Source organism: Shinella agrisoli (assembly GCF_046557955.1).
Lineage (GTDB): Bacteria > Pseudomonadota > Alphaproteobacteria > Rhizobiales > Rhizobiaceae > Shinella.
This window is the reverse complement of sequence record NZ_JBJIEP010000065.1, coordinates 1-1003: the sequence shown is the minus strand read 5'-3', so window position 1 is coordinate 1003 and position 1003 is coordinate 1. Positions and strand designations below refer to the sequence as shown.

General features: G+C 60.5%; 1 pseudogene. It reads right to left on the bottom strand.

The annotated features are described in order from the left end of the window. Nucleotides 1–16: 16 nt before the first annotated feature. Nucleotides 17–908, bottom strand: a pseudogene (locus tag ACIIOY_RS26765) (IS630 family transposase). Nucleotides 909–1003 lie beyond the last annotated feature (95 nt).

Below are 1003 nucleotides of genomic sequence, written 5' to 3'. Positions count from 1 at the left end.
TTAGAGTCTGATGCTCTCATGTTGAAGCGTATCCTGCGTTGATGAGATAGTTTCGGCATTCGTTTGGGGAGAAGCATCGGAGCAGCCTGCCTGCTGCTTTCCAGGTTGCCTCGACGGTTCGTTCAGCGGCCGCGCGCATGAGGTGCTTGAGCTTGGCGAAGACTTGTTCGATCGGGTTCAGGTCCGGACTGTAGGGGGGCAGGAAGAAGAGCTTGGCTCCTGCTTTGCGGATAGCCGCTCGCACCGGCTGGCCCTTGTGTGAGCCGAGGTTGTCCATGATGACGATGTCGCCGGGTCGAAGCGTCGGCACGAGAACCTGCTCGACATAGGCTGCGAAGCTGCGTCCGTTGATCGCGCTATCGAACACGCATGGCGCGTCGATGCGATCGCAGCGCAACGCTGCGATCAGGGTCAACGTCTTCCAGTGGCCATGCGGAACCCGGCTTTGCAATCTGTGGCCGCGCGGCGCCCAGCCGCGGATCGGCGCCATGTTGGTCTTGGCCCAGGTTTCATCGATGAAGACCAGCCGTGTCAGGGCGATGTTGCTCGCTTGGCAGAACGGTTTTTTTGAAGCTCAGCCCTTCGGCATGGACGAAGTTCCAGACCGTCCGGTAGTCAACCTTCGTCCCGCGCTCGGCAAGCTCGGCCTGCAGTGCGCGCAAGGTGATGTGATCGCCGCTGTTGATCCGCTCCAGGAGCCAGGCTCGGTGCGGCCCAAGAAGCAACGGGCGTGGGCGACCCACAGCCCGAACCGGAGCCGGGCTCCCCGTCGCCCGATAGCGCTGCGACCACTTCACGACGCTGGACACGCTGATGTTCAAAACAGCCGCAACCGAACGAACACTTTCGCCAGCCACGACCCGAGACACGGCACGTTTACGAAGATCAAGGGAATAGGCCTTCGGCATAAGGTGCTGGCCTCCACTCCAGCCAGCATCTTGAATCACAAATACGGCGACTTGGGAATCCTACTCCGATTCAACCCAAGATCAGTTCGCTCTAG